The organism is Spirillospora sp. CA-128828 (assembly GCF_050945415.1).
In the GTDB taxonomy this organism is placed as follows: Bacteria; Actinomycetota; Actinomycetes; order Streptosporangiales; family Streptosporangiaceae; genus Spirillospora.
The window spans coordinates 2,484,915-2,509,653 of record NZ_CP191986.1; the positions used below are offsets into that span (position 1 = coordinate 2,484,915).

At 69.0% G+C, this 24,739-nt stretch carries 28 protein-coding genes; 13 read left to right on the plus strand and 15 right to left on the minus strand.

Translation table 11 applies throughout. The features are described from left to right. Window positions 1–13: 13 nt before the first annotated feature. Entirely contained in the window at window positions 14–538 is a 525-nt protein-coding gene (locus ACQPXG_RS12405) for a cysteine dioxygenase (protein WP_433467805.1), read from the minus strand. A 178-nt stretch (window positions 539–716) separates the two neighbouring features. Between ACQPXG_RS12405 and ACQPXG_RS12410 the strand changes: the two genes are divergently transcribed. Next, a complete protein-coding gene (locus tag ACQPXG_RS12410; protein WP_433467806.1) occupies window positions 717–1,730 on the plus strand; it encodes a LacI family DNA-binding transcriptional regulator in 1,014 nt (337 codons plus the stop codon). Window positions 1,731–1,752: 22 nt separating this feature from the next. Here the strand turns inward: ACQPXG_RS12410 and ACQPXG_RS12415 are convergent, their stop codons facing one another. Continuing rightward, on the minus strand, window positions 1,753–3,216 hold the full coding sequence (locus ACQPXG_RS12415; protein ID WP_433467807.1) for an aromatic amino acid ammonia-lyase: 1,464 nt from the start codon (window positions 3,214–3,216) through the stop codon (window positions 1,753–1,755). A 159-nt stretch (window positions 3,217–3,375) separates the two neighbouring features. Here ACQPXG_RS12415 and ACQPXG_RS12420 point away from each other — a divergent pair, with 159 nt between their 5' ends. Genes ACQPXG_RS12420 through ACQPXG_RS12435 form a run of 4 tightly spaced genes read left to right on the plus strand, consistent with a single transcriptional unit; the run spans window position 3,376 to window position 6,815 of the window. Further along, window positions 3,376–4,545, plus strand: coding sequence for an ABC transporter ATP-binding protein (locus ACQPXG_RS12420; RefSeq protein WP_433467808.1), 1,170 nt, complete (start codon window positions 3,376–3,378; stop codon window positions 4,543–4,545). Then, window positions 4,545–5,192, plus strand: coding sequence for an ABC transporter permease (locus ACQPXG_RS12425; protein ID WP_433467809.1), 648 nt, complete (start codon window positions 4,545–4,547; stop codon window positions 5,190–5,192). The genes ACQPXG_RS12420 and ACQPXG_RS12425 overlap by 1 nt, the downstream gene beginning before the upstream one ends. Beyond that, a complete protein-coding gene (locus ACQPXG_RS12430; protein WP_433467810.1) occupies window positions 5,189–5,875 on the plus strand; it encodes an ABC transporter permease in 687 nt (228 codons plus the stop codon). The genes ACQPXG_RS12425 and ACQPXG_RS12430 overlap by 4 nt, the downstream gene beginning before the upstream one ends. Window positions 5,876–5,891: 16 nt before the next feature. Then, the gene (locus tag ACQPXG_RS12435; protein ID WP_433467811.1) at window positions 5,892–6,815 is read left to right on the plus strand and encodes an ABC transporter substrate-binding protein; all 924 of its coding nucleotides are present in this window, start codon (window positions 5,892–5,894) and stop codon (window positions 6,813–6,815) included. Window positions 6,816–6,866: 51 nt separating this feature from the next. Here ACQPXG_RS12435 and ACQPXG_RS12440 read toward each other — a convergent pair whose 3' ends face one another. Then, window positions 6,867–7,817, minus strand: coding sequence for a hypothetical protein (locus tag ACQPXG_RS12440; RefSeq protein ID WP_433467812.1), 951 nt, complete (start codon window positions 7,815–7,817; stop codon window positions 6,867–6,869). Next, complete coding sequence (locus tag ACQPXG_RS12445; protein WP_433467813.1) at window positions 7,814–8,791, minus strand: endonuclease/exonuclease/phosphatase family protein; 978 nt, start codon at window positions 8,789–8,791, stop codon at window positions 7,814–7,816. The genes ACQPXG_RS12440 and ACQPXG_RS12445 overlap by 4 nt, the downstream gene beginning before the upstream one ends. Before the next feature lie 334 nt (window positions 8,792–9,125). Between ACQPXG_RS12445 and ACQPXG_RS12450 the strand changes: the two genes are divergently transcribed. The 4 genes from ACQPXG_RS12450 to ACQPXG_RS12465 all read left to right on the plus strand — a co-directional run bounded on the left by ACQPXG_RS12450 (window position 9,126) and on the right by ACQPXG_RS12465 (window position 13,380). Continuing rightward, window positions 9,126–10,439: an NYN domain-containing protein gene (locus ACQPXG_RS12450; RefSeq protein WP_433467814.1), complete on the plus strand. Its 1,314-nt coding sequence runs from the start codon at window positions 9,126–9,128 to the stop codon at window positions 10,437–10,439. Between the two features lie 108 nt (window positions 10,440–10,547). Continuing rightward, the gene (locus tag ACQPXG_RS12455; protein WP_433467815.1) at window positions 10,548–11,996 is read left to right on the plus strand and encodes a sulfatase family protein; all 1,449 of its coding nucleotides are present in this window, start codon (window positions 10,548–10,550) and stop codon (window positions 11,994–11,996) included. A gap of 42 nt (window positions 11,997–12,038) precedes the next feature. Beyond that, entirely contained in the window at window positions 12,039–12,383 is a 345-nt protein-coding gene (locus tag ACQPXG_RS12460) for a nuclear transport factor 2 family protein (protein ID WP_433467816.1), read from the plus strand. A gap of 649 nt (window positions 12,384–13,032) precedes the next feature. After that, window positions 13,033–13,380 (plus strand): alpha/beta fold hydrolase, encoded by a 348-nt coding sequence (locus ACQPXG_RS12465; protein ID WP_433467817.1) that lies wholly within the window; start codon window positions 13,033–13,035, stop codon window positions 13,378–13,380. A 161-nt stretch (window positions 13,381–13,541) separates the two neighbouring features. On the opposite strand, the gene ACQPXG_RS12470 is transcribed toward ACQPXG_RS12465, so the two are convergent. The 6 genes from ACQPXG_RS12470 to ACQPXG_RS12495 all read right to left on the minus strand — a co-directional run bounded on the left by ACQPXG_RS12470 (window position 13,542) and on the right by ACQPXG_RS12495 (window position 18,966). After that, complete coding sequence (locus tag ACQPXG_RS12470; protein ID WP_433467818.1) at window positions 13,542–14,942, minus strand: IS1380 family transposase; 1,401 nt, start codon at window positions 14,940–14,942, stop codon at window positions 13,542–13,544. Between the two features lie 121 nt (window positions 14,943–15,063). Next, entirely contained in the window at window positions 15,064–16,602 is a 1,539-nt protein-coding gene (locus ACQPXG_RS12475; RefSeq protein WP_433467819.1) for an alpha/beta hydrolase, read from the minus strand. Window positions 16,603–16,613: 11 nt separating this feature from the next. Next, complete coding sequence (locus ACQPXG_RS12480; protein ID WP_433467820.1) at window positions 16,614–17,780, minus strand: serine hydrolase domain-containing protein; 1,167 nt, start codon at window positions 17,778–17,780, stop codon at window positions 16,614–16,616. Window positions 17,781–17,977: 197 nt separating this feature from the next. After that, complete coding sequence (locus ACQPXG_RS12485; protein WP_433467821.1) at window positions 17,978–18,310, minus strand: cupin domain-containing protein; 333 nt, start codon at window positions 18,308–18,310, stop codon at window positions 17,978–17,980. Window positions 18,311–18,487: 177 nt separating this feature from the next. Further along, on the minus strand, window positions 18,488–18,625 hold the full coding sequence (locus ACQPXG_RS12490) for a hypothetical protein (protein WP_433467822.1): 138 nt from the start codon (window positions 18,623–18,625) through the stop codon (window positions 18,488–18,490). Continuing rightward, window positions 18,568–18,966 carry a transposase gene (locus tag ACQPXG_RS12495; RefSeq protein WP_433467823.1) on the minus strand — a complete coding sequence of 133 codons (399 nt, stop codon included), beginning with the start codon at window positions 18,964–18,966 and terminating at the stop codon, window positions 18,568–18,570. The genes ACQPXG_RS12490 and ACQPXG_RS12495 overlap by 58 nt, the downstream gene beginning before the upstream one ends. An 84-nt stretch (window positions 18,967–19,050) precedes the next feature. Between ACQPXG_RS12495 and ACQPXG_RS12500 the strand changes: the two genes are divergently transcribed. Beyond that, entirely contained in the window at window positions 19,051–19,626 is a 576-nt protein-coding gene (locus ACQPXG_RS12500) for a dihydrofolate reductase family protein (protein WP_433467824.1), read from the plus strand. Window positions 19,627–19,638: 12 nt separating this feature from the next. Here the strand turns inward: ACQPXG_RS12500 and ACQPXG_RS12505 are convergent, their stop codons facing one another. The 4 genes from ACQPXG_RS12505 to ACQPXG_RS12520 form a co-directional block, all read right to left on the minus strand. Beyond that, the gene (locus tag ACQPXG_RS12505) at window positions 19,639–19,857 is read right to left on the minus strand and encodes a DUF397 domain-containing protein (RefSeq protein WP_433467825.1); all 219 of its coding nucleotides are present in this window, start codon (window positions 19,855–19,857) and stop codon (window positions 19,639–19,641) included. A gap of 2 nt (window positions 19,858–19,859) precedes the next feature. Beyond that, a complete protein-coding gene (locus tag ACQPXG_RS12510) occupies window positions 19,860–20,192 on the minus strand; it encodes a Scr1 family TA system antitoxin-like transcriptional regulator (RefSeq protein WP_433469951.1) in 333 nt (110 codons plus the stop codon). Continuing rightward, window positions 20,193–21,370 (minus strand): IS3 family transposase gene (locus ACQPXG_RS12515; RefSeq protein WP_433467826.1). Its coding sequence is split into 2 segments (ribosomal slippage): window positions 20,193–21,109 and window positions 21,109–21,370, totalling 1,179 coding nucleotides; the frame shifts between segments, so codons are not numbered across the junction. Window positions 21,371–21,433: 63 nt separating this feature from the next. Further along, complete coding sequence (locus ACQPXG_RS12520; RefSeq protein WP_433467827.1) at window positions 21,434–21,940, minus strand: Scr1 family TA system antitoxin-like transcriptional regulator; 507 nt, start codon at window positions 21,938–21,940, stop codon at window positions 21,434–21,436. A 334-nt stretch (window positions 21,941–22,274) separates the two neighbouring features. Between ACQPXG_RS12520 and ACQPXG_RS12525 the strand changes: the two genes are divergently transcribed. Beyond that, entirely contained in the window at window positions 22,275–22,709 is a 435-nt protein-coding gene (locus ACQPXG_RS12525; protein ID WP_433467828.1) for an ATP-binding protein, read from the plus strand. A 15-nt stretch (window positions 22,710–22,724) separates the two neighbouring features. Here the strand turns inward: ACQPXG_RS12525 and ACQPXG_RS12530 are convergent, their stop codons facing one another. After that, window positions 22,725–23,219 (minus strand): hypothetical protein, encoded by a 495-nt coding sequence (locus ACQPXG_RS12530; protein ID WP_433467829.1) that lies wholly within the window; start codon window positions 23,217–23,219, stop codon window positions 22,725–22,727. A 202-nt stretch (window positions 23,220–23,421) separates the two neighbouring features. Between ACQPXG_RS12530 and ACQPXG_RS12535 the strand changes: the two genes are divergently transcribed. Together ACQPXG_RS12535 and ACQPXG_RS12540 are read left to right on the plus strand one after the other, a co-directional pair. Beyond that, window positions 23,422–23,970: an alpha-ketoglutarate-dependent dioxygenase AlkB family protein gene (locus ACQPXG_RS12535; RefSeq protein WP_433467830.1), complete on the plus strand. Its 549-nt coding sequence runs from the start codon at window positions 23,422–23,424 to the stop codon at window positions 23,968–23,970. A gap of 85 nt (window positions 23,971–24,055) precedes the next feature. After that, on the plus strand, window positions 24,056–24,718 hold the full coding sequence (locus tag ACQPXG_RS12540) for a hypothetical protein (RefSeq protein ID WP_433467831.1): 663 nt from the start codon (window positions 24,056–24,058) through the stop codon (window positions 24,716–24,718). The last annotated feature ends 21 nt before the right edge of the window (window positions 24,719–24,739 follow it).

Sequence of the window (24,739 nt, forward strand, 5' to 3'; positions counted from 1 at the left end):
GGAGGCACCACCCTCAGGCCGGCTCCTCCGGCGGCTGGAGCTCCTCGGTGTAGTCGACCGTCAGGCGGCGCATCAGGCCCGACTCGTCGACGGAGTACTGGCCGAGACGCTGCAGCGGCGGCGAGTAGGCGTGGATGGAGACGCTGGCGTCGTCCACCCCGGTGAGCCGGTGGATGTGGTCCGGGCCGAAGCAGAACGAGTGCCCCTCCCCGACGACGGTCCGCAGAGGCTCGCCGCCCATGCGCGGGTTGTTCTCCTCGATGGACCCGGCGACGACGCGCACGGCTCCCGAGGAGACGTCGTGGTCGTGCCAGCCGGTGTCGTTCTCGGGCGTCCAGCAGAGCAGCCAGACGTCCACGTGCTCGTCCCGGTAGAGGGACGCGTAGTGGCGCTCTCCCTCCGGGAAGGCGACGTGCTGCCGCCAGAGTCCCGGCCGCGTGGCCAGGTCGTCGACCAGTTCCCGCAGTTCCCGCTTGTCGAGGGGATGGCCGGGCAGGCTCTCGAAGCCGGCGGCACGGGGCAGGACCTCGGAAGACACGGGTTCGCTCCTCTCCGAAACTGTCGTCGCGCGCGGCCCACTGAACCCGGAACTCGGCGTGAATCCACTGGCCAGGCTACTGAACCGCATCAGTTAACCGTTTCAGTGAACCGCTTCAGAAGCCGGTTCGTCAAGTTCGGTCCGTGCTTTGTCGGCGGCGGCCTCTAGGGTTGGAGGGATGTCGGAGAAGCGCAAGCGCGCGACCATCCGGGAAGTGGCGCAGGCGACGGGGCTGTCGCCCGCGGCGGTGTCGTACGCGCTGCGCGGTATCCAGACCTCCGAGGAGACCCAGGAACGGGTCCGCGCGGCGGCGGAGGAGCTCGGCTACGAGGCCCATCCGATCGCCCGCGCGCTCGCCAGCGGCCGCACCGACCAGGTCGGGCTGCTGTGCGGCTCGCTGGAGGACTACTGGCAGCAGTCCCTGGCGGTCGGCATCGGCCGGGCGCTGCTCGCCCGCGACCGGTACGCCCTGATCGTGGACGCGGGCGGCGATCCCGAGCGGGAGCAGGCCCTCGCCCGCCGGCTGCGCGACCAGCGGGTGGACGGCCTGATCGTCCAGCCGCTCGACCCGTCCGCCGCCCTGTGGTCGGAGCTGGCCGCGGCGATCCCCGTCGTCTCCATCGGCGACGCGCTGCACGGCGGCCAGGCGCAGGGCGAGGTCGTGTTCGACAACCGGCGCGGGGTCACGCTGGCCCTCGAACATCTACGCGATCTGGGGCACCAGCGCGTCACCGTGTTCACCCCGACCCTCTCCAGCACCCCGGACCGCCCCGCCGACGTGCACGTCAACGCCGAGGCCGTGCGGCTGGGCCTGCGGGTGGACGTGGTCGCCGTGCCGCAGTCGCTCGCCGAGTCCACCGAGGTCGCCATGCGGGTGCTCGCCGGCCCCGACCGCCCTTCGGCCGTGTTCTGCTTCGCCGACTCGATCGCCTACGGCGTCTACGCCGCCACCCGCGAGCTGGGCCTGGCCGTTCCCGGCGACGTCGCCGTCTGCGGGTACGACAACCATCCGATGTCGGCGCTGCTCACCCCTCCGCTCACCAGCGTCGACTGGGACATCGACGGCATCGTGCACTCCGCCGTCCGGCTGATCGTGGACGTCATCGACGGCAAGCCCCGCAAGCGCCGCGTCGTCCGCGAGCCGTCCCTGCGCGTCCGCGCCTCGACCGGCGAGACGGTCCCGGCGGGCTGACCGTATGCGGGGCCCCCGGGAGTCAGGGGTGGAGACGGGCCAGGTCGGGCAGGAGGTCCGCGGCGGCGGCGATGTCGGTGTCCAGCGGCCGGTCCTCGATGCGCGGGTCGAGGACGGCGGCGGTCATGTCGGACGCCGACCTGAGCGGTCCGCCGGACGGCGCCCGCCCCTGCATCCGCAGTGCCCGGACGGCCGCGACCAGCTCGCAGCCGAGCCCGAGCCGGTAGGCGGCGACGGCGTCGGTCGTCGCGCGGGCCGACTGGGTGGAGAAGCCCGCGTGCTCCTCGACGCCGCGCGACAGCACCGCGCTCCCGAGCGCCGCCGGGGTCGCGAGGCGCCGGACGTCCGCGAGGCACGAATGCGCCACGTACTCGAGGATCATGATCCCGGAGGACGCCTCGGTCTCGCCCTGGAACGCGTAGAGGCCGGTGAACGACGGCTCGGCGAGCGTTCCGAGGCGGGCGGCGGCGAGCGCCATCGTCTGGAACAGGGCGGCGCGGGCCGCGTCCAGGGCGAGCCCGACGTAGGCGGTGTGGAAGTTGCCGTTGTGCCAGACCGTCCGGGCCGGGACGTCGACGAGGGGGTTCTCGGCGGCGGCGTTGATCTCGCGGGTGACGACCTGCTCGGCATAGCGGGCCGCCTCCAGCGCCGGGCCGTGCACCTGCGGGAACGCCCGGTACCCGTACGGGTCCTGGATGCGCATCGGGGCCGGCTGGTCGAAGGCGAGCAGTCCGCGCATCGCGGCCGCGGCCTCCTGCTGGCCCGGATGCGGGCAGGCGTCCTGCACCGGCTGCGCGTACGGCTCCTCCGAGCCTCGGACGGCGAAATGCGACAGCGCGGCGACGACCGTCGACGCGCGGAGCATCTCCCGCAGGTCGGCGACGGCGAGGGCCGCCTCGCCGAGCGTGGCCGCGTTGGAGCTGATGAAGGCCAGCGCGTCGGCGGAGCGGAGCCGGTAGCCGGGGCCCCGCTCCTGGAGGCCGTCCGGCCCCGCGAGCCACGACCGCTCGCCCAGCAGGCACAGCGCGGTCGACGCCAGCGCCGTCAGGTCGCCCGTGCCGATCGCCCCGTAGACCGGCACCGGAGGAAGGAGGCCCAGGTTGAGAACGTCCGCCAGGGCCTGCAGCGCGCCCGGTTCCACGCCCGATCCGCCCGCCGCGATCTGGTTCAGCCGGACGGTCAGCATCGCCCGGACGATCTCCGCCGCGACCAGCGGCCCGGCCCCGGCCGCGTGGCTGCGGAGCAGCCGCAGGCCGTGCGCGTCGGCGTCCTCCCACTCGACGTCCACCACGCGGTTGGCGCCGACGCCGGTCGTCCGCCCGTACACCGGCTGCGACCCGGCGACGTCGCGGGCGACCCGCCACGCGTCGCTCGCCCGCTCGACGCCGTCCGGCGCCATGACGATCGTCACATCCTCGCGGGCGGCGCGGACCACCTGCGCGCAGGTGAGATTCGTCCCATCGATAACGATTCGGCTGTTCTCCACGCCGCAACGGTACTTTCCCGAGATTCCCGGTAGATATCCTCAAGATCCGAAGTTCCGGACACGCCGGGGCACTGAAATGACGGTACCCACTTATTACGGTTGGGTAGAAGGCCGAAATCGATCATCGGCGTCGCGGGCGCCCGGCGAGGACGTGAATCGTTGATCACCTTTGAGGGCGTCACCAAGCGCTATCCCGGAGGCACCGTCGCGCTCGACGACGTCAGCCTCGAATGCCCCACAGGCCGCATCACCGTGTTCGTCGGAACCTCGGGGGGCGGCAAGACCACCGCGCTGCGGACCATCAACCGGATGGTGGAGCCCACGTCCGGGCGCGTGCTCATCGACGGGCAGGACGTCCGCGAGCGCAAGCCCGCGGAGCTGCGGCGCGGCATCGGCTACGTCATCCAGCACGCCGGGCTGTTCCCGCACCGCACCATCCTCGACAACATCGCCACCGTCCCGTACCTGCTGTCCTGGAACAAGAAGAAGGCGCGGGAGCGGGCGGCGGAACTCATGGAACGGGTCGGGCTCGACCCGTCGATGGGGAAGCGCTACCCGTTCCAGCTGTCCGGCGGCCAGCAGCAGCGCGTCGGCGTCGCGCGCGCCCTCGCCGCCGACCCGCCGGTCATGCTGATGGACGAGCCGTTCAGCGCCGTCGACCCCGTCGTCCGCGCCGAACTGCAGGACGAGTTCCTCCGCCTCCAGGACGAGCTGCACAAGACGATCGTGTTCGTCACCCACGACATCGACGAGGCCATCAAGCTCGGCGACCGGATCGCGGTGTTCCAGACCGGCGGCAGGCTCGTCCAGCTCGACAGCCCCGAGAACCTCCTCGCCCACCCCGCCGACGACTTCGTCGCCGGCTTCATCGGGCAGAACCGCGGAATCCGCACGCTGTCCTTCGCGGGAACGGGCGGGCTGCGGCTGAGCGACGACGCGGTCCGCCCGGCGAGCGCCGACGCCTCGGACGCCGCCGGACAGGAGTGGGTGCTCGTCGTCGGCGACGATCGGCACCCGCTCGGCTGGGCCCGCCCGGCGCAGGTCACCGGGCCGCTGGGGGAGGCGAGCCTCCGCCCGGTCGGCCCCACCTTCCTGGTCGGGACCGACTCGGTGCGGGTCGCGCTGGACGCGGCGGTCCTGTCCCCGTCCGGCCTGGCGGTCGGCGTCGACGGCACCGGCGCCGTGGTCGGCACCGCCGCCGGCACCGACCTGCTCGCCGTCCCCACCCACGGCACCCGGGACGCGGACGGCACGGACACAGACGGCCCGGACGCGGAGAGCGCGGACGCGGAAGACGACGCCCCGTCCCTCTCGAAGGACGGTGGCTGATGGACATCGACTGGGGCTGGATCGGCGAACACACCGACACCCTCACCGAGCACGCCCTCATCCATCTGCGGCTCGCGCTGCTGCCGGTGGTGTCCGGCCTGGTCATCTCGCTGCCGCTCGGCGTGCTGTGCCGTCGCTGGGGCTGGCTCTACCCGCCGACGCTGACGATCTCGAACGTCATGTACGCGATCCCGTCGCTCGCGCTGTTCATGATCTTCATCCAGTACACCGGGCTGACGGCGTCCACGGTCATGATCCCGCTGACCCTGTACAGCCTGTCGGTGCTGGTGCCGAACGTGGTGGACGGCCTCGCGTCGGTGTCCGAACCCGTCCGGCAGGCGGCGACGGCGATGGGCTTCGGGCCGCTGCGGCGGCTCATGCAGGTCGAGCTGCCGATCGCCGTGCCCATCGTCATCGCCGGTACCCGCGTCGCCGCCGTCTCGTCCATCAGCCTCGTCGCCGTCGGGCAGCTGATCGGGCAGGGCGGGCTCGGGTACGACATCATCCGCGGCTACCAGCTGCAGTTCCAGACGCAGATCATCGCCGCCACCGTCCTGATCGTCCTGCTGGCCCTGGTCACGGACGCGATCCTGGTCACCGTCCAACGCCTGCTCACCCCGTGGGCCCGAGCCCGGGGGACCGCATGAACGACCTGTGGAACCAGATCGACCTGTTCTGGACGTGGCTGACCGCGTCGTCGCAGTGGCACGGCGGCGACGGCATCCCGCACCGGCTGCTCCAGCACGTCTACTACAGCGGCGTGTCCCTGCTCTGCGCCGCGGTCATCGGGCTGGCGCTGGGGCTCGTCGTCGGGCACACCGGCCGGGGCGGCTTCCTCGCGATCAGCCTGGCGAACATCGCGCGCGCCGTCCCGACCTTCGGGCTGGTGCTGTTCGTCGTGGTGATCGAGTACAGCATCACCCCGGTCATCGTCGCGCTGGTGGCGCTGGCGGTGCCGCCGATCCTCGTCAACACCTTCGAGGGCCTCCGCGGGGTCGACGCGGACGCCAAGGACGCGGCGCGCGGCATGGGGATGACCGGCTGGGGCGTCCTGTGGCGGGTCGAGCTGCCGATGGCGCTGCCGCTGATCCTGCTCGGGCTCCGCACGTCCGCGATCCAGGTCGTCGCCACCGCCACCATCGCCGCCTACCCGGGGTTCGGCGGCCTCGGCCGCTACATCATCGACGGGCTGGCGCGCAACGACTACCAGCTCGTCGTCGGAGGCACCGTCCTGGTGGTGCTGCTGGCACTGATCGTCCAGCTGGTCTTCGCGGCGCTGCGCCGCCTCGTCATCTCACCGGGCCTCCTCGGCTCCGCCCGATCCTCCTGAACTAAGGACAAGGACAATGAACAGACTCATCAGTGGCGCGGTCGTCGGCCTCGTGGCCGCCCTGACGCTGTCCGCCTGCGGCAGCGGAGACTCCGGCGACGACTCGAACCCCCTCTCCGGCGGCGGCGGCAACGGCACCGTCACCGTCGGCGGCGCCAACTTCCCCGAGAGCAACCTGCTCGGCGAGCTGTACGCGCAGGCCCTCGAGGCCAAGGGGATCAAGGTCACCCGCAAGTTCAACATCGGCGCCCGCGAGATCTACTACGACCAGATCGTCAAGGGCGGCATCAGCGTGATCCCCGAGTACAACGGCGCACTGCTCACCACGTCGGTCGACAAGACCAGCACCGCCGCGACCACCGATGAGATCAACGCCGCGCTCAAGGCGAAGCTGCCGGCCGGCGTCGAGATCCTGAACTCCGCGCAGGCCGAGGACAAGGACTCCGTCACCGTCAACCCGCAGACGGCCGCCAAGTACAGCCTGAAGTCCATCGCCGACCTGAAGCCGGTCGCCAAGGACCTCACGATCGCCGGGCCGTCGGAGTTCAAGACCCGCCAGCAGGGGCTCGTCGGCCTCAAGAAGGTCTACGGCCTGGACTTCAAGAAGTTCCAGCCGTTCGACGCGGGCGCCCAGGCCACCCTGGTGAAGCTGCTCACCGAGAACAAGATCCAGGCGGCGGACCTGTTCACGACCGACCCGACGATCCAGCAGAACAAGCTGGTCGTCCTGGAGGACCCGGAGCACGTCTTCAGCGCCCAGAACGTCACGCCGCTCGTCAACAAGTCCGCGGTGGACGACAAGGCGAAGGCGGCCCTGAACGCGGTCTCCGCCAAGCTCACCACCCAGGACCTCCTCGACATGATGAAGCGCATCTCCATCGACAAGGACGACCAGGAGAAGGTCGCCGAGGACTGGCTCAAGAAGTCCGGCCTCGCCTGACGTTCCGCACGAAAGCCCGCCGCCCTCCTCGCGGCGGGCTTTCGCGTGCGGTCACTCCCGCGCGGGCAGAACCCGGTAGGGCTCGATCCAGTCGCCTTTCCGCAGGTCGGGAAAGTCGATGCCGACTCTCAGCTTGTTGTCGGCATTGACTCTGATCGACTGCTCCAGCAAGCCCATCGCGGAAACGCCGCCGATGGTCAGGCCGTCGGCGATGACGGTCTTGTCGCGCAGCACGCGGGCGCGATGCCCGGCCGCCAGCCCTTCGACCGGGTCCGGCGACAGCACGTAACTCCTGATCGGGAGGACGACGGCGCGGGCCACCTCACCTGCGGACTCGATGTCGGTGACGCTGAGCGTGGGGGTTCGCGCCTCCGTCCGCTCCGGTGCCGGAACGCCGTAGGCCAGGACGGTGTCTCCGGGGCGCAGATCGGGATGGCCCAGGTACAGCGACCCGCGTCCGCCCGCTGCCAGCTCGCCCGCCGGCGCCCCGGCCTCGTCGGCCAGGAGCAGCAGCCGCAGCGCCCCGGCCACCGGCCGGCCGCCGCGCACGATCCGGACGCGGTCGCCCGCTCGCAGCCTTCCCTCGGCCGCGTCGACCCGCGCGCCCGGCCCCGCCAGCGGATCTTCGGTCGTCTCGCGCACGGTCGCGCGTCCCAGGGGGTGTTCCTCGGCGCGGTGCCGATCGGCTTCCGCGGGCTCCGCTCGTGTGTAGACCTCGATGTGATCGTCCGTGCGGACCTCGCCGTGCCCGGTGGCCACCGCGACCCGGCGGAACTCGCCGATCTTCTCCCTGGGCTCCAGTCGCGTCCCGATGATCTTCTCCCTGATCAGGGCCCCGGCACGGAGGTCCTCGGCGATCAGGACCCCGCCGCGCAGCAGCCGTGCCCGGGCGCCCCGCGGAAGGTGACCGGCCTGCACCCAGCCCTGCGGGAGGTCACCGAAGCCGGGCACCTCCCGGAAGCTCGCCACTCTCATCCAGCAGAGCCGCTCCTCGCCGATCATCCGGAGATCTTAACGTGAGCGATCACGGGATCGTGGTCGGACGGGTAGATCCCGCGGGCGCGGTACGGGTCGATCTCGGTCCAGACCGTGCGGACCGCGCCGCGCGCCAGAATCCAGTCGATCCGCTTGCCGTCCTGTTCCGGGGGCAGCCAGTGGTTCTCGGTGCGGTACTGCGGGCCGTGCCGGTCGGCCGTCGTCCACGTGTCCCGGAACGCGTCGGGCCCGGTGAGGATCGTGTACGCGGGCGAGGCGCCGGCCGCGGCGTTGAAGTCCCCGGTGAGGACGACGGGCACGCCCGCCTGGAACTTGCGGACGCGGTCCAGGATCAGCCCGGCGCTCTTCACCCGGGAGGTCGCCGACATGTTGTCCAGATGCGTGTTGGCCTGGTACATCACGGTGCCGGTGCGGCGGTCGCGGAACTTGGCCCACGTCACCATCCGGACGTACCGGTTGCCCCAGGTGGCCGAGCCGATCACGGCGGGGGTGTCGGAGAGCCAGAAGTGATCGAAGTCCAGGACCTCGAACCGTGACTTGCGGTAGAAGATCGCCAGGAATTGGTCGCGGGTGCCGCCCTGGCTGCCGAGGCCGATCCAGCCGTGGTCCGGCAGCGCGCGGGCGAGGTCGCGGACCTGGTGCCACCGCGCCTCCTGCACGCCCAGCAGGTCCGGGTCGTGCCGGTTCAGCAGCCGCTCGACCAGCGGCAACCGGGTCTTCCAGTCCCTGGGCGACGGGTCGTTGACGCCGCGGAGGTTGTAGGTCATCACGCGGACCGTGCCGTCGCCGTCCGCCTTCGGCTCGGCCAGCACGAACCCGGAGATGAGCAGGATCGCCGCCGCCGCGACCACCGGCCAGAACCACCGCCGGCGGAGGACGCGTGCGAGCATCCCGCCGATCACCGTCCGCCGGAGGCCCGCGGCGCCGATGAGCGCCGGGGCAGGCCGCCTTGTGTCGTCACCATGTCGCCACCCGCCCATCCTGCTGCGACTTTGAGCATAGATCGTCTTTTCTGTCTTGTCCATTTTTTGCAATTAATTGCGCCGCCCTCTCGCGGTTGCGGCGAATTCAGAAAGGCTTCATTCTCGCCATTGATTGGCGCGGCTGCCGGGGCCGGTCGTGTGGGATGCGGTCGTCCCGGGGGAGCGGGCCCGCATCCTCGGCGGCGCCGTCCCCGCCGGGTCGGACGGCGCCGGGCGCGACCGTGGAGGACAGGGACTTCGGGGCGGCCGGGCCGCGCTGTTCCCCGGACCGCTTATGCCGTTTTGTGCACAGCCCCGCCTTTGTTCGTTGATCTGCTGATACGTTGCGCTCATGGGGTATGTCCGCACGGCGCTCTATCTCGACTTCGACAATGTCTTCATCGGGCTTTTCAAGCTGGACCCGGAGGTCGCCATCCGGTTCGCGCGCGATCCCGGGACGTGGCTCCGCCACTTGTCGACGGCGCTGACGGACGATGCCGAGCGGCGCTGGCTGATCCTGCGCTGCTACCTCAATCCGAGCGGATGGGTGGGCCACCGCGACCCTTCGGGGGAGCCGACGCGGCTGTTCTTCTCCAAGTTCCGGACGTCGTTCGTCCGCGCCGGTTTCGAGGTGATCGACTGCCCTCGCTACAACGCCACGAAGAATGGCGCCGACATCAGGATCGTCGTGGACGCCGTCGATGCCCTGTCGGCCGACCCCTGCTACGAGGAGTTCGTGATCGCCTCCGGCGACTCCGACATGACGCCGCTGCTGCAGCGGCTGCGCCGCGCGGACCGGCGGACCATGATCGTGTCACCCGCGGACACGGCGGAGGCGTTCACCTCGATCGCCGACCGGACGCTCGGCAACCAGGGGTTACTGGCACTGATCCAGGGCGAGCCGGTCGACGTCGACGATGACGCCGACGACGCCGCGGCCTCCGCGTTCGGCGATGCCGTCGGCGGTGTCGTCCCGGTCGACCAGAAGAACGCGTACGAGTCGTTCCGGTCCATGGTCGTCACGGAGTACGAGAACGCGTCCGAACCCCTGAACATGGCCACCGTGGCGCAGCAGGTGCGCGACGAACTGGACGACGCGATCAGCAGGACCCGATGGTTCGGTTTCGGCAGCTTCGCGCGCGCGGTGGGCAGTTTGAGATTGCCCGATCTGCAGATGTCACAGCATCGGATGTGGGACCAGAGCCGTCATGCTCCGCCCGAGGACACCGGTGCCGCCCCGCCGCGCATCACCCTCCCGGAGCCCGTCGAGCGCATGGTGGACCTGCTCAATCTGCCCCGGCTCCCGCAGGAATGGTGGCCGCTGATCTACCAGACCCTCTCCGACTACGCCCGCACCAACGAGTTCAACCTGACCGAATGCACGCGGTGGTCCCGGGACCGGCTCCGTGAGCAGGGGTTCCCCATCAGCCGCGGAAGCGTCACCTTCGTCGCGCAGGGCACCTCGTACGGCGGCTGCCCGCTGTACCGGCAGCCGCCGCCCACCCCGGCGGAGATCGGCATGGCCTTCACGAAGAACGTCGTCGGCCGGGCCGATGACGAGGGGCTCTCCGACGACGAGATCACCACCGTCAGGGCCTGGCTGGGAGCCCCCGCAAAGGACGAAACGCCCCCCGAAGACCAAGCGTCCCAGGACGCGCTCGGCTAAGGGATTCTTCCGGCGGTCCCAGGACCTTCTCAGGCGGTGACTCGGAATCTCCCAGAGGGTTTTCCGAGGATGGTCCACTGGTCTTCGCCGTCGACGGAAGAGGCTCCCATGAGACGACCGGTCCGGCTGATCGCGCCGGCGGCCGCCGCCCTGTCGGCCCTCGCCTCGCTGCCCCTGGCCGCCTGCCAGGAGGTGGAATCGCAGGTGCGGGCACCTGAAAGTCCGAACATCATCTTCGTGCTCACCGACGACCTCGCGTCGAACCTGGTGCAGTACATGCCGCATGTCAAGCAGATGCAACAGCGGGGAATGACGTTCAGCGACTATTACGTCACCGACTCGCTGTGCTGCCCCTCGCGATCCACCATCTTCACCGGCAAGTACCCGCACAACACAGGTGTGTTCACGAATCAGGGCGCGGACGGCGGCTATCGGACGTTCAGGGGCCGTGGCAACGAGCAGGCCACCTTCGCCACGGCACTGCGGAAGTCCGGATACCGCACGGCGATGATGGGGAAATACCTCAACGGCTATCAGCCGAACGATCCGGTTCCTCCGGGCTGGGACGAATGGGACGTCGCCGGTAACGGCTACCCGGAGTTCAATTACACGCTGAACGAGAATGGGCGCCAGGTCCGGTACGGGAACCGGCCGGAGGACTATCTGACCGACGTCCTGGCGGGCAAGGGGGCGGGCTTCGTCACCCAGGCGGCCAAGGACCGCCGGCCGTTCATGATGGAGATCGCGACCTTCGCCCCGCACGGTCCCGCCACCCCGGCTCCGCGCGACGCCGGCCTGTTCCCCGGCCTCCTCGCCCCGCGCGGACCCGCCTTCAACGAGGCCGACATCTCCGACAAGCCGGGCTGGCTCCAGGGCCACCCGCGCCTCCGGCCGGAACAGATCCGCAAGATCGACACGGTGTACCGCAAGCGGGCCCGGTCCGTCCAGGCGGTCGACGACCTGATCGGACGTCTCCAGGCGACGCTCAAGGCGACCGGCACCGACCGCGACACCTACCTGGTCTTCTCGTCCGACAACGGGTTCCACCTGGGTGAGCACCGCCTGGCGCAGGGAAAGCAGACCGCCTTCGACACCGACATCAGGGTGCCGCTCATGGTGACCGGGCCGGGTGTGCCCGCCGGGTCCACCCACCGCGGGCTGACGCAGAACACCGATCTCTGCCCGACCTTCGAGGAACTCGGCGGCGTGCCCGTACCCGCGTCGGTGGACGGCCGCTCCCTCGTCCCAGCCCTGAAGGGCGACCCGACGCCGAGGCGCGAGGCGGTGCTCATCGAACACCACGGCCCGAACGACCGGCCGGACGACCCCGACCGGCAGGGCCGCGCCGCCGGCAACCCGCCCGGCTACGAGGCCCTGCGCACGGCCGGCGAACTCTACGTCGAGTACGCCGACGGCCGGCGGGAGTACTACGCGCTCAAGAACGACCCGACCGAACTCGACAACACCATCGAGCAGCTCTCCCCGCAGCGCCTTGAAGAACTGCAAAGCAGGCTCAACGAACTCCGCGGCTGCCGCGGCGGCATCTGCCACACCTGACCCCTGACTTGTTGGGGCCACCCACGATCCATTATGTTGGCGGTGCCAACGTTGGTGCAGGGAATCGACGCCCTCGTCGAGAAGGCTCGCAGAATCCGCCCGGCCGGCGTGTTCACCCAGAGCTTCATCACCAACCCCCTCATCGAGGTGGACGGCGACACCGCCACGATCGCCGCCAACCTGCTCGCCGTATTCGTCGGCCAGCCCGAAGGGCGGGGACGGCTGTTCGCCGAGCGCTACCACCTCAACGCCGCCCGCACCCGGCGAGGATGGCGGATCTCAGGGGTAGAGGGCGTGCCCTGGTGGGAGGCCGCCCTGCCCGAGGTCACCCCCTTCCACGCGGACGTCCCCCGAGCGGACGCGGACACCGCGGCAGATCGTTCGTAGACCAAGCGGTTCAGGCGTCGGGGGACTGCTGCAGGAGATGGCCCGGGATGCGGCCTACGGCGATGACGACTGCTTCAGCGGGGGTGGTCACCTGGGTCAGGGCCGGGCCGTTCCACCATTCCCTGATGGTGTAGTCCCCGTCGCATAACGCAGCGGATCGGAGGGGCCGGCCACCATGGTGAGGGAGATGCCTTGATCAGCGGCGGCGGTGTGGAGCGCTGCGGCCAGGCCGCCCTGCGCAGCGACTTCCGGGTACAAGGCGGCTGGATCTGGTTCTTGCGGCATGGAGGCTCCAATCGATACGTCCGCCGTCGGTGACGATCTCATCATCGATCTGCCGGGTAGATCGCGTGCGGCCCTGACGTCGTGGACACCATCATTCGGATCATGGTGTTCGTCGCGGAGCCCGAGCGGCTCGGGGAGACCACGCTGTCCGACGGCCGGGTGCTCGGCTGGGCTGAGTGGGGCGCGGACGACGGCGTGCCGGTTCTGCTCTGCCCAGGGGCGGCCATAAGCAGATGGCTCGGTTTCGGTGAGAACGTCGTCCGTTCCCTGGGAGTGCGCATTGTTTCCGTGGATCGGCCAGGGCTCGGCGTTTCGTCCCCCTCGCCTGGCAGGATTCAGCGCCGAGGCGATGAGGAAGATGGTCATGGACGCGAGCCCGAAGCCGGACCTGCGGGTGTACCAAGACCCGGCGTTCGCGGCGGCATACCGGCGGGCACTGGACGAGGCGTTCGCGCAGGGACCGGACGGCTATGCCCGCGACACCACACTCGCCATGGGGAGGTGGTCCTTCGACCTCGGCCAGATCAACGTTCCCGTTGACCTCTGGTACGGGGAGCTGGACACGAGCCATTCACCAGACAATGGCGCAACACTCGCGTCCCGAATCCCCCACGCCCGGCGCCACGTGGTCGAAGGAATCGGCGGCGCCGTCCTCTGGACGGAAGCCGCCCGCATTCTTCAATCGTTGAGCAACGCCACCTCACGCCCCTAGCCTCGATCTTTCGTGAGGCTTGTTGGGGTGCTCGGTGTCCCGACCGGCTCCTTGTTTTGAGTGGTGGGTCAGCCGTTGGGCCCGACTGTCGCGTCGGGTGGGCGGGGTTCCACGGGCCCGGCTGGTCTCCTTCCTGGGGTTGACGGGACGGTTCTGGCTGGTCAGGGCGCCGGGAGCATCTGCAGGCGGGTGATCGCGGTGGCGATCAGGTCGGCCCACCGCCAGTGGTGGGCCAGGCGGAGTCGGAGGCGTCTGCCGCCTTTGACCAGGCGTCCGGCCACCGAGAACACGCGCAGGCGTAGCCGTTTGGGTTCCCAGCGGCGGGCCGGGTGATCGGCGAAGGCGAGCATCTGGGTCCAGGCGGTCAGCTCGCATGCCAGGGCGACGAGTTCAAGCCAGATCTGGTTCTGGGCGGCGCCGTGGAGCGGCAGGTTGCGCAGGCCGGTGTCCTTGGCGCACCGGATGCGGTCTTCGCAGCGGGCCCGGCGGCGGTGGCGTAGTTCCAGGTCAGCGAGTTGGCCACGGCCGCCGCCGGGCCGGGTGCCGGTGACGAAACAGGTGAATCGGTGCCCGTCGATATCGGTGAACCGCAGCTGCGCACCGGGGTGCGGGCGTTCACGGCGGACGATGACGCGCATGCCCTTGGGCCAGGGCGACAGGTCGAGCATTGCGGTGAGTTCGGCGACCCACGCACCGTCCCGTGGTTGCCGGTCGGCGTCGTAGGCGACCTCCCAGATGCTCTCGGGCAGCGCGAGGATCGCGGCGCAGATGTCGTCGGTCAGGTTAAACCCGATGGAGTACTTCAGCCGGCGGGCGGCGATCCAGTCCAGGAACCCGTGGGTGCCGCCGCCCGAATCGGTCCGGATCAGCACTTGCTTGTGCAGGTGGGCGGGGATCTGGTTGAGGGCGAGCCGACCCGCGGTGATGTGATCGGCGGCGGTGTTGGACCCGGCGTTGCCCGGCCGCAGCAGCAGCACGGCGGCCTCGCCGCCCGCGCCTTCACCGTGGTCGATGAACGCGGTCATCGGATGGTGCCCGAAGGTGCGTTTCCACGTCGGGGCGGCATGTTCCTTCTCCGAGTGCGCGATCACGACGGTCGCGTCCAGGTCGACCGGGATCAGGCGCCCGCCGGCGCCCGGAGCGTGCTCACCGGCCAGGGCCCACACCCGCTCACGCGCCACCGCGCGTGCTTTGCGGATCGACCGCAACGCCTTGGGGCCCGCCCCGGCCAGCGCGGTGACCAGCCGAGACACGCTCGGATCGGATGCCACCGGCCCGAACAGCTCCGGCGAGTTCCGCAGCACCGCCACGTCGGCCAGGCAGTCCCCGCCCAACGCCAGTGTCACCGCCAGATCCGTCACGATCTTCGCTGGATCGTGAACCGAACGAGGCCGCCGCCATCCCGCCAACGCCCCGGCCAGGCCGCGGCCCAGCCCGCTGACCCGCAGCGTCTCCATCAGCAACAGGCCACCGGCCTGACAGACGATCCCCGCTCCATCAGATGAAACAACGATCTTGGGCTTCCGGCCTGTAGTGTTCACGTGAAAAGTGCCTTCCGGCATGGACTGAATCGTGACTTCGCAATCTCGATCCTTCCAGGCCAGAGGCACTTTTCTCATGTCAACGGTCAGTCCCCGCCCGCCCCAGGCGAAAGCGCGAGGCTAGAGCGGCGGAAGTGTGCTCTCATCCTTCCGGGGGGCAGGTGAGGTCGCGGGGCGGGAGCTGGCCGGACAGCAGGTAGTCGTTGACGCGGTCGCGGACGCAGGTGTTGGGGTATCCGCGCTGGTAGGGCGCGTGGACATTGGCGTCCAACGTGATCATCCGGGTGCCGCGCAAGAGGCGGTGGACGATCTGGTTTCGCCGGTAGGTGGTCCGCGTGTCGCCTGTCGCGGCCACCATCAGCGCGGGCAGGTCCGCGCCGACCTTCGTCGGAGGCTCGGCGGGCCGCACCGGCCAGAAGGCGCAGGGGCCGATGTTGTGGGCGAGCGCTCCGAAGACCGGTGCGGTACGACGGTGCTCCTGGACGTCGCGCCAGTAGCCCTCGGGGTCGCGGGGTGCGGCCACGTCCCCGCAGATGAGGGCGGCCTGGCCGCTGCCGTCACGCGAATCCGCACCGGTCAGCAGGTAGGCCAGTTCGCTGGCCAGGTCCGGGGTCGGCTGGGCGGGACGCCCTGCCGCCGCCTCCCGCAGCACCCGCACGGACTCGGCGAGGCTGGCGCGTGCCGGGTCCTCGTCGGTGCCGAGGTTGTCGACCAGCACGACCGGCAGCATCGAGGTGTCCAGCCGGTACGGGCCGATCGCGAGGGGTGCGCGGGCGGACGCCGCGAGGATGCGGTCCACCAGCCCGAGGACCTCGTCCCGGGTGTCTCCGAGGCCGTACTCGTCGTCGCGCTCGGCCGCCCATCCGGCCCAGTCGGAGAGCGCTCGTTCGTTGGCGTCCTCGGTGCCGGCCATCAGGCGCGGCCCCCAGCTGTAGGGGTCCTGCGAACTGTCCAGGACGACGCGGTCGAGCCGGCCGGGGAACATCGTCGCGTACACCGAGCCGAGGTAGGTGCCGTAGGACGCGCCGTTGTAGGACATCTTCCGCTCGCCGAGCGCGCCCCGGATGACGTCCATGTCGCGGGCGATGTTACGGGTGCTGATGTGGGGCAGCAGGCTCGCGTTCGTCCGCGCGCACCGGTCCGCCAGGTGCTTGGCGAACCGCACCGAGCTCTCGAACGAGCTGCGGGTCGCACCCGGGCCCTTGATCCAGGTGGCGCTGGGCCAGCCGCAGTCGACGCCGGCGCTGCGCCCCAGCGACCGCGGGTCCATGCCGACCAGGTCGTAGCGCTGACCGGCCTTCCCCATCAGCCGCCGCATGTACGGCGGCAGATCGATGGCCGGGCCGGGCCCGCCGCCGTTGAGGAGCATCGTGCCGAGCCGCGGCGCGGTACCGGACGCCTCCAACCGCGAGATCGCGACGGTGATGGTGCGGCCGTCCGGGTCGGCGTAGTCCAGCGGCACGCTCACGTCCGCGCACCTGGCGCCGGCGTCGTCCAGCTCCTTGCCGACCTCGTCGCCCGGGCCCAGCGTGCACGCCTTCCAGTCAAGACGCTGCTGGTAGAACCGGCCGAGATCGCCTGATGTCGTGGCCGCGGCCGATGAAGGCAGCACCGACACCGCCCCCGCGACGGCAGCCGCGGCACCGGCCGCCAGCACCGCCGCCCTTCGGGTCCTGTTCATGATCGCTCCGTTCATCGCCGGTCGCACAGGGCGGTCTGGACGAGGTTCAGTTCGTCGTCGAACGCTTCCTTGGTCGAGGGGTTCTCGTTGAAGGCGATGGACACGCGGCGCCCGGACGGCGCGACGCCCGCGATCGCGGTGAAGCCGTCGATGTCACCGGCATGCCCCCACCAGGTTCCGCCGCAGCGCAGCGGCGTCCCGATCAGCCCGAGTCCGTACCGCGCGCCGTCCCAGACACGGTCGGGGTCCAGCGCGACGGTCTGCTTCATCTCCGCCAGCAGCCTCGGCGGCAGCAGGCGCCCACCGAGCAGCGCGCCGAGGAACACGCTCACGTCCCGCGGGCTGGAGATAAGCGCGCCTCCGGTCCAGGCCACCGTGGAGTTCATCTCCGTGTAGTCGGCCCACCGAACGGCTCCGCCGTCTCCCTGCCGGACGTAACCGCGCGGGTGCGGGCCTCTGATCCGGACCTCGTCGCCGGGCCAGTAGGTGTCACGCAGCCGCAGCGGGGCGATGATCCGGCGCCGGATCTCATCCTCCGCGCGGTGCCCGGTCACCTTCTCGATGACGAGCCCCGCGATGACGTAGTTGGTGGTGGAGTACTCCCAGTCCGCCTCCGGCGCCGGCAGGGACAGGGCCCGCTCGACCAGTTCCTCGGGCTCGAAGTGGCGGAACCGGAACTCCTCGGTGGACGCGAAGGTGTCCATGTGATCGGGAAGCCCGCTGGTGTGCCGCAGAAGGCTCCGCACCGTGATCTTCCGCCCGTCGTAGCCGTTCCGGCCGATCAGGCCGGGCAGGTACCGGCTGACCGGCGCGTCCAGCGAGATCCGGCCCTCACCCGCGAGCGCGAGCACCGTCGTCGCGGTGAACGTCTTGGTGATGCTGCCGATCCGGCCCCGCATGCCGACTCCCATGGGCCGCCCGGTCCGCCGGTCGGCGAGCCCGCTCGCCGCCGTCCACGTCCCGCACCGCGGATCATCCACCCGCACCGCCGCCCCGGTCAGCCCGTGAACGCCGGTGATGCGATCCAGCACCTGCCGGGTCGCCGCGCGGTCACCGCAGCCCTGCGTCCCCGCGGCCCGCGCGGGGACCGCGGCCGTCCCCCCGATCACGGCCCCCGCCGCGACCAACGCGACCGCCCTGCGTACGCCGCGGCCCCACTTCGCGTCATTCTCGGTCATTGCAGTGAAACTAGGAGCCACCCAGGCCTGGACGCACTGAGGTGATCACCCCGGAACCCGCTCGGGATGCCCGCACAGCGCCCCTGGGGCCAACCCCACCTGAAACGGCCCAGCCCGCCCGAACCGGCGGTGTTAGATATCTTCGCGTGGGGCGGGGAAATCTGAGTGCTTGTTCGAGAAGTTGATCTCGGTCGGTGCTACGTGACCTTGCGCGAGCCATACGCCGGGCCGAACACCACCACCAGCGCCAGGTCCTCAGTCACCTCGTCGAACCGGTGCTCCTCGCCCGCCGGCACGAAGATCACCGAGCCGGGGCCTACCGCGGTCGTACCGTCCGGCGTTACGATCTTGGCCCGCCCTGCGGTGACCACGTAGATCTCGTCCTCGGTGTGAGGGTTCTGACTGTCGAGCCCGCCAGCCGGGATGCAGTAGGTGCCCACCGACAGGTCCGGAGTCCTCAGGTGCTCTACCCAGTCGTCGGCCATCCCGGCCGACGGCGTCCACACCCCCGCACCTTCGATGATCTGCATGGGCGAAGCCTAACCAACGAGGCCGAGCTCGGCGTAGTCCAGGTACGACTGAGAACGATCTTGGTTATTCGCAGGTGAGGGGGCGTGCGCCTTGACGGGTGGCAGGGCGTCCGCCGCGGGTCATGAGGCCGATCGCGGGCCCAGCGGATCATGGCCTCGCTGGTGGCGACGTGGCGTTCATAATCGCGGGCCGGGCGCCGGGCCTAGCAGCGCACCCTTGGCGCCGTCGTGGTCCTGGACACCGGCCGCACACACCGTCACTGTGATGAGCAGGCCGAGCGTGTCGGTGACGATGAACCGCTTGCCGCCCGCCACCTTCTTGCCCGCGTCGTACCCGCGCGAGTCGCGGCCGACGGTGTCGGCGGCTCGCACGCTCTGGAGGCGATGATGCCTGCGGTCGGCTCGGCGTCACGGCCCTCGATCTGCCGCACCTGCTGGCGCAGGACATCCAGCATGCGCAGCGTGACCCGCTGCTTCTCCCACCGCACGAAGTACCAGTACACCGTCTGCCACGGCGGGAAATCGGCGGGCAGCTGCCGCCACGCACACCCGGTGCGCACCACGTACAGCACCGCGTCCACGATCTCGCGCCGCAGATGTTTCTCCGGACGGCCACCGGTGCTCGCAGCCGGCAGCAGCGGCTCCTTCTCGAACACGCACTGAGAGATCCCGCGAGCCGCGATGAGTTCTGCGGCGTCCGGCGGTCGTACTGTCGAACCCGTTACCGAGGAGGACTTCTGGTGCGCAACGTGACCTATTCGATGAACGTCTCACTTGACGGCTACATCGCCGACCCGGACGGCGGCCTCGACTGGGGGGCGCCCAGCGAGGAAGTCTTTCGCTCCTGGATCGACGAGATACGAGGGGTCGGCGTCCACCTGCTGGGGCGACGGCTGTACGAGACGATGCTGTACTGGGAGACCGCCGACCAGGATCCATCACTCGACGACTCGAAGCTGGAGTGGGCCGGGCTCTGGAACCCGCTCCCCAAGGTGGTGTTCTCCAACACGCTGTCGGCGGTGCAGGGCAATGCCCGCCTGGCCTCCGGCGGCCTGGCGGAGGAGATCGAGCGGTTGCGAGCCGAACCGGGGGAGGGCGACATCGCGATCGGCGGCGCGACTCTCGCCGCCGAGGCGGCCGCGCTGGGTCTGATCGACGAGTACCGGGTCAGGGTCTACCCGGTGCTGGTCGGCGGTGGCCTTCCGTTCTTTCCCCAGCACGAGCGCCAGGTGGATCTCGAACTCGTCGAGACCCGCACCTTCAGCTCAAGCGTCGTCTACCTCCGCTACCGCGTGGCGCGCCAGGCGGTGCCGTAGAAGGCGACCGCCTCAGCTTGTCGGCCTGGGACGGCTCGGCCCGCCGCCCGAGCGGATGCGCTGGATGAACACGGCCCACTCACGGGCCGAGAAATCCAGGATGGGCCCGCTGTCACCATGCTTGGTGTCGCGCACTCCGATGGTGCCCTGGTGAGAGCGACCGACCTCGACGCAGTCACCGTTGGGTGTGCTGTGACTGGACTTGCGCCAGTGCCTGTGCTGGGGGCTCATAACTATGATCCTGCCAGCCTGCTCAGCCGGTTGGCTGTTGCATCAAGAAGACTGAGGCTCTTCACCTCTGAGAGAGACGCGTCCCACAACCTTTTGTGGAGCTCGATGTAGCGCCTGACGTCTTCCACCTCGCTATGCACTATGTCGGTGTTGACGGTGTCGGCCACAGCCATCGGCGAGTCACTGGAATCAGGGAAGGTGTAGATCGTGAAGGGTGACTTGGCTGAGAAGCCTCCTTCAACACGTGCATCGATGTCCAGCACGCGAAGGCTGAGCCGGGGTGAGGGGCCCCGCGCTTTCCGGACAGCTGACTGATGGGTGATCCGCGGGCAGATCTACGCTGCTTGCTGCCGGCCCAGATACTCTATGTGGACCTCAAGAGGGGTCCGATACCCGTTCGCGGAATGAAGTCTGCGTCGATTATAGAAGCCCTCGATGTATTGCACAACCGCGCGGCGTGCTTTGCTGCGTGTGGCAAATACCATACGGTTGAGCCACTCGTTCTTCAACGCTCCGAAGAACGATTCCGCCATCGCGTTGTCCCAGCAAACCCCGGTTCTTCCAACCGACCTGCGCATGCCGTATCGGCGCAGGTGCCGGCCGAACTCATCGCTCGTATAGTTCGACCCGCGATCGCTATGGAAGATGCAGCCCTCCTCGATGTTGACGTTTCCGGCTGCCGAGTCCAGGGCGGTCATGATGAGCGAGGTCTTGAAGTGATCGGCCATCGCCCAACCGACCACCATCTTCGAATGGCAATCGATCACGGTCGCCAAATACAGAAAGCCTTCCCAGGTCGGGATGTATGTAATATCACCGACCAGCTTGGTGCCTGGACGCTCGGCGGTGAAGATCCGGTTGACCAGGTCGGGGATCGCACCGGGCTCGCCGGCCTGGGTGGTGACCGGCCGCCACGGCCGCGGCTGCACCGGCACAAGCCCCAGCTCGCGCATCAACTGCCGCACCAGCTCCGGCGAGACCTGCTCACCCGAGCGCGCCAGCACCGCGTGGACACGCCGATAGCCGTAGGTCTCGTGGTTGGCCTCGAACACCGCCTCGATCATCGGCTTGAGGCGTTCCCGGCGTTCGGCAGTCGCCGACAACGGACGAGTCCGCCAGTCATAGAAGCCGGACCGGGAAACGCGCAGCCAGGCGCACATGTCAATGATGGCGTGGTTGGCCTTCTCCGCATCGATGAGCTCGTACTTGGCGCTCACCGATGATCCTTCGCGAAGAAGGCCGCGGCTTTTACCAGAAAGGCGTTCTCCTCGCGGAGCCTGCGGTTCTCCCGCTCGAGCTCAAGTTCCCGGGCGCTCTTCTTCTCGCCGCCGCCGCTTTCCGTCGACGCGTCGCCGCCGTGTCGCCTGCGGTAGTCCTTGACCCAGTTACCAAGCGTCGTGTCGTGGATCCCGACCTCACGGGCTACATGGGCGATGGGGCGTGGGCCGTCCAGGACCATGCGGACGATCTCGTCCTTGTGCTCCCGGGTGAAATGCCGCCTCTGTCGTGCCAACGACCTTCCCTTCCGGTTCTCCCCAACCCTAGTTGGGGACCTGTCCGGAAGATCCAGGGCGCCTCAGAGATGGCATATCGGGCCGTCTGGGCGCAACGCCATCTCCTGCCGTTGAAGACGTGCCTGCACCATGCGTTCCGGCTGATAAGGCAACGGTCCGTCAGCGCGATCCAGCTTCACGAGCGCCCAGATGAAGTCTGGAGTCTGCAAGATCCCGGGTATGGCGATCTGATAGTAGCCATGGATCGAGGAGGCACCGGATTCGAGGTCGGCGTACATGCGCTGGCGGGGGCCCATGGCGTCGCCGTAGGCGTCCCACCAGCCGCGGTCGGCGGCGTCGCAGGCGATCTTGAAGATGTCGTCGAACTTCTCGCCGGTGACGCCGAGGATCTTCATGATCTTCACGATGTCGCCGATGTCGGGGCGGCACCGGGCGTTCTCCAGCTTCGACACCGTCATGCGGGAACGGTAGATGCGCTGTGCCAGCTCGTCGGCGGTCATGCCGCGCTGCTCGCGGAGGGTCCGCAGCTCGGTGGCGAGGCGGCGTCGGCGGACGAACGGGCTGGTCACCGGGAACCTCCAGGGCCGGGCCGGCGGTCGGGGGCCGCTGACCCGGGGAAGTCAACGCTTCCACTCTGTGTTATCACGCGATCTCGGAGCGTGTCATCGATAGCCACGCTGTTCGAACATGCTGGACGAAGCCGGCTGTTCGCATCAGTGGCGTTCGGGAAAAGAACGCGCGCCCGGTGAACGGTTCGGTTCGTTTACGTAAACGAACCGAACGTTCTTCGTGGACGCGTGCCGGGGCGTCCGGGCGGCCGCCGAGCCGGCGGTTTCCCGCATCGAAGCGGCGCGGTTACTGAAGATGGAACGGCCGATGACACATCGCACCGAGAGGTGATCAATGCTGCTCGCCGTTCCCGTACCCGCCGAACACGAGTCCCCGATGTACTGGCGGCGCGAGTTCCAGGGCAGGCCGGACCAGATGCGGTTCGTCCGGTCGTTCGCCGCTCACCTGCTGGCCGACTTCCCCGCCCTGGACGACGTCCTCCTGGTCCTGGACGAGCTGTCCGTCAACGCCATCCAGCACACCCGCTCGGGCGAGGAAGGCGGCCGGTTCACCGTCGACATCAGCATGGACGTGGCCGGCGTCATCGTCTACGTGTCCGACCAGGGTGGCCCCAGCGAGCCTCGCCTCCGCAACCTCGCCGAGCTGGCGGAAGGCGGCCGGGGCCTCCTCGCCGTCGACGCCCTCGCCGCCACCTGGTCCTGCACGGGCTCGCCAAAGGGCCGCACCATCCGCGCCACCTTCCCTACGCGGCCTCATGCCGAGATCTAACGAGCTCACACTCACTCAAGTTTGCGAAGGGCACAATCTACAGCCCAATTCGCCGATGAAAGTTCCATGTGTCGAGCACAGGGCGGTTCCTTCGGGCATTGGTGACACTCGCCAGTCGGGTTGGCGGAATACCCCTACGGTGGGTTCGGCCAGATAGGCCGAGTCGGAGGGTTGCGGGATGTAGCCGTCGAGGATCGCTCTGAAGGTGGTCAGGTCCTCGTGCACGCGCGAGGGGTTGTAGGACAGTCGGTCCCAGCCGCAGCCCGACAGCGCCGTGTCGATCAACCGCAGAAAGAATATTTTCTCCGCTGCACAGTCATCGGTCCAGGGCAACTCTTCGAGGTCGAAGCCGGACCAGCCTCTGTCGTGGCGGTGCCCATCGGCGAAGTACAACACCAAGTTCTGTTCCCACGAAGAAGTGGCCAGAACGCTACCCGCGAGCGTCAGAACATCGAAGAAGACATCGGTCGCACTGTTCGCCATGTACAGCTCATTGAACTGGTTGCCCACTCGCTCAACCTCGCCTAATGCCTGTCCCGCCAGTCGCTCGCAGATGTGTGGAGCCAGCGTACGCCCTCAGAACACGGCTGATATTCGATGGCCTTCGGGTACGGGGTCCTTCTAGGATCGCGGGCCATGTCGTCCCATCGTCGCGAGCGACAACGTGCGCTCACACCGCACCGCTGGTCGAGCCCACCCTCGCGACGGAGAAATGATGACCGCACCGCCCCTCGACGTCCGCTATTTCGCGGACGCGCTGCCCGATGCCGACGCTGATCTGACCTTCCTCCTCACCGAGGTGGCCTGGGACGACCGCATGCGTGCGCGCCGTACCGCCAGCTTCGGCGTACCGTACAACTACTCTGGCCAGCACTACGAAGCCATGGAGATGCCACCGCGGATCTCGGCGATCGCGGCCCGCGTCGGCGAGTTCGCAGGCCACCCCTTCAACAACTGCCTGGCCAACCGGTACGAAACCGGCGACAACACCATGGGCTTCCACCAGGATTCCTACGAGGGTCTGGCTCCGGCCAGCGCGATCGCGATCGTCTCGCTCGGCGCGATCCGCCCCCTGGTGTTCCGCAGCATCGACTGGAGCCACCACACGGAACTCGCGCTTGAGCACGGATCATTGCTGCTGATGACGCAGACGACCCAGCGCATCTGGACCCACGGTGTCCCTCGCACCAGTGCCGCCGGGTGCCGCATCAGCCTCACGTTCCGTCGTTTCGATACAAGGCCCACGGAAGCTTCGGCGTAAATCCCGACGCACCAGGTGCACCTTCAACGCCGCGATGTTGCGGATGAAGGCAGGAGACGGACGATCACCTTGCACCCGCACAGCAGTGCGGGGCTCCGACAAAGAAAACCGAGAGGTTGCTATGCGAAGCAAGCTAACCGTGAAAAACAACGGAGACATCGTAACGGTCACCGGCGAGCGCACTGACCTCCAGGTCGTCGTCGAGGAGCGTGACGACGTCTGGATCCACTTCGTCGGCCTGAATGACGACACCATTCTGACCTTCGCTGATGGAGACGGCGCCACGCTCATGAAGGGCTGGGGCCTCAACCAGGAATGGACCTATCCGGACCCGAGCCTGACTCCTGACGGAGAGGGCAGCGTCCCCACTGGGTACATGTCCATCGACATCCACGTGCCCTCCGACACCAAGGTCGAGGCTTCGGTCGACGGCGGATCGATCCACTGCCCCGACCAGCTGAACAGCCCGACGCTGAACGCCACGGAGGAGGGCATCATCGTCCTCCAGCGTGTTGTCGGCCAGAGCAAGGTCACAACCGCCGCGGGTCTGATCAACATCTTCGACCTCGGCCCCGGAACCGCCGACCTGACCTCCACGGGCGGGAACATCGAGGTCCACATCGAGCCTCAGGATGACGCCCCGAACGTGACCGCCAGGACGGTCACCGGCGACATCGCCTTCTCCGGCGAATACGCCGTGGACGACATCGACGCCCGCTCCACGAAGGGAGAGGTGCACTACAACTAGCGATCGACGATCGACGATCGC